Here is a 2,404-nt window from a genome sequence, read left to right as displayed (position 1 = left end):
CAAGCGAAACTGAAGGGTATTGTCTGCCAAGGGTAAGCCGTCACTTTCGGGGTAGATTATTTCAGAGGTTTGGTTGTTTATTTGAGTAACCATTTTTTTCTCTATACCTCCTTTATTATTAGTATATAGCAATTCTACGACTTGTGAGGTACAAATATCTGGGTTTTAGGGAGCAGGGAGCAGGGAGCAGGGAGCAGGTAATAGAGAAGAGGCAAGAGCCAATAGTCAAACAATTCTGTGTACCTCATGAGTCCTAGAAACGCTATAGCAAGGGAAGTATAGTTGAGGAGATAGTATTTTGGTTGAAAGGGAACAGCGGATCTGGGAACAGGGAACAGGGAACAGGGAATAGCAATGGGCTGCATCAAGACGGTAAATTCGGAATTGGGAAAAAAATCTGTGTACCTCATTAGGCTAAAAACGGCTATAGAATTTCCAACACAGCCGAATCGGTCGAATCAAATAGTAGAGAAAATAGAGAGAACGAGGTAGGGGAAGAAAATTCCGGTCTTTGACAGCTCGCGTAATTACTAGCCTTATAGGTACAGAAATCCTGCGCCAGACAGCGCCAAAAAATAAATGAATTTTGTCTTCTAGCCGTTCCATCATCCGAAAATGAATAATTTTGTTTTCTAGCCGTTCCATAATCCCAAAATTAAATATAAATTTTTCCTGACTCAAGCCAGAGGTGGAACTGTTATTTTCACAAAAAAGTCTGAAGTACATTTGTTTCCCTAGGGATTGGGTTTCTGGGTCAGCTATAATTCTTTGATTGACGATTGGCGGTAAACTAGCTCCTAGGATAGTTTTGGCCAGAAAAAGACCCAACAATAGCATACGTTCACAGCCTATTATCCTGGCTTTATCTATCAGCTGTGCCCAATCTATATCCTGAGAATTGCGAAGTAGTTCGGCAATATCACAAATCCATCCCAATCTCTCCCACATATGTTTAGAACCATGTACGCATAGAATTATAAATAAGTCTTCTGGATGAAAATTGAGTACCGTTGTACCAGCTAAAGATACTGGTTCAAGACGCTTCCACAAGTCATCAAAAACAATTGGTAATAATTTGAAATTATTGTGGCTGATGTTATGGTGAATGTCTAAGGGAACATTGCCATTTTTGCTGATAAAGGAATACTCGTTGTCGTATTTAATCCAGGCTATATGGTCTTTCTCATTCAATATCGATTGCTGAAATGTTGGTTGGTATCCTGAGGAAATCAGTAAGTCCCTGGCTTTGAGCAAGTCCCGTTCGTGAACTAGAATATCCAAGTCGCAGAACTGCCGGAGTGATAAGTTACCGTAGGCAGAAACCGCGAGGGCTGGACCTTTGTAGGGGATGACAGGGATGTTGTGTTGTTTGAACAAATCTAGAAGTTTTAGCAATTCCTGAGTGAGGAATAAGTTGTGAAGGCTGTTGACATCGAAATAGGTTTGGAGATGTTTAAAGATGTCCTGGGGAACGGCTTCTGGGCAAGTATTCTGGAGACTAGTGTACAGAAGCGGGATTACTCCGTGACGGGCTGCTGTTTCGACTAAATATTCCCAATTAATGTTATGCTGAAGTAGGGTTTTGATTTCCTCAGCTGTTGTGTTGTCTACTTGGGTTCTGGCACAGCACAGGAGTAGTTCTATTTCGGGGTTAGTAACTCCTAATGGTGTTTTATTTTCTGCTTGAACTAAGGTACTCATAAAGCGTTTATCGGTAATTTTCAGCTTGGGTTTCAAATAAATAGGCGTAAGTTCCACCTAGCTGCATCAATTCCTGATGAGTACCGCTTTCGGTAATAGAACCTTTATCCATTACATAAATGCGATCGGCCATTTTAACGGTGGATAAGCGATGACTGATTAGGATAGCAGCTTGGTCTTTTATCAGTTGACGAAACTTCTGAAACACCTCATATTCTGCCTTGGGGTCCATAGCAGAAGTAGGTTCATCTAAAACTATTACCTGGGAATCTCGTAGAAATGCTCTTGCCAAAGCGATTTTCTGCCATTGCCCGATACTGAGTTGTTCCCCTTGGTCAAATAGCTTACCTAGCATAGTGTCATAACCATTGGGTAAGGTATTGATGACTCGATCAGCACCAGAACGAAAAGCTGCTTTACTGATTTGGTTATCAGTAGGAGAAAGAGCAACATTACCCAACCAGATATTTTCCTGGGCAGTGAGATGATATTTCATATAGTCTTGGAAAATAACACTGATTTGCTGGCGTAGATGGTCGAGTTTAAATTGCCGTAAATCGATGCCATCAATAGTAATACTGCCAGAAGTGGGTTCGTATAAACGGCATAATAATTTGATTAGGGTGGTTTTTCCCGAACCGTTTTCTCCTACTAAGGCAATAGTTTCTCCTGGTTGTAGAGTCAGGTTAATCGTTTTGAGAGC

Annotated in this window: 3 protein-coding genes and 1 pseudogene; all 4 read right to left on the bottom strand. The window is 41.1% G+C overall.

Annotated features, from left to right (window positions below):
- Positions 1–93, bottom strand: a pseudogene (locus F6K49_RS41360) (Uma2 family endonuclease); the annotation flags it as partial.
- 41 nt (positions 94–134) lie between these two features.
- Positions 135–410: a hypothetical protein gene (locus F6K49_RS41355; RefSeq protein ID WP_293106910.1), complete on the bottom strand. Its 276-nt coding sequence runs from the start codon at positions 408–410 to the stop codon at positions 135–137.
- Between the two features lie 4 nt (positions 411–414).
- Entirely contained in the window at positions 415–1,701 is a 1,287-nt protein-coding gene (locus tag F6K49_RS41350; protein ID WP_293106906.1) for a nucleotidyltransferase family protein, read from the bottom strand.
- Between the two features lie 7 nt (positions 1,702–1,708).
- On the bottom strand, positions 1,709–2,404 hold a 696-nt coding region (locus tag F6K49_RS41345), incomplete at its 5' end, for an ATP-binding cassette domain-containing protein (RefSeq protein ID WP_293106903.1).

The sequence above is a fragment of the Moorena sp. SIO3I6 genome, assembly GCF_010672095.1.
This window is presented reverse-complemented; position numbering and strand designations above follow the sequence as displayed.

What these genes read in the sequence shown, in the direction of transcription:
- F6K49_RS41355 (WP_293106910.1), bottom strand. Translation starts at nt 410, where the DNA reads ATGAGGTACACAGATTTTTTTCCCAATTCCGAATTTACCGTCTTGATG.
- F6K49_RS41350 (WP_293106906.1), bottom strand. Translation starts at nt 1,701, where the DNA reads ATGAGTACCTTAGTTCAAGCAGAAAATAAAACACCATTAGGAGTTACT.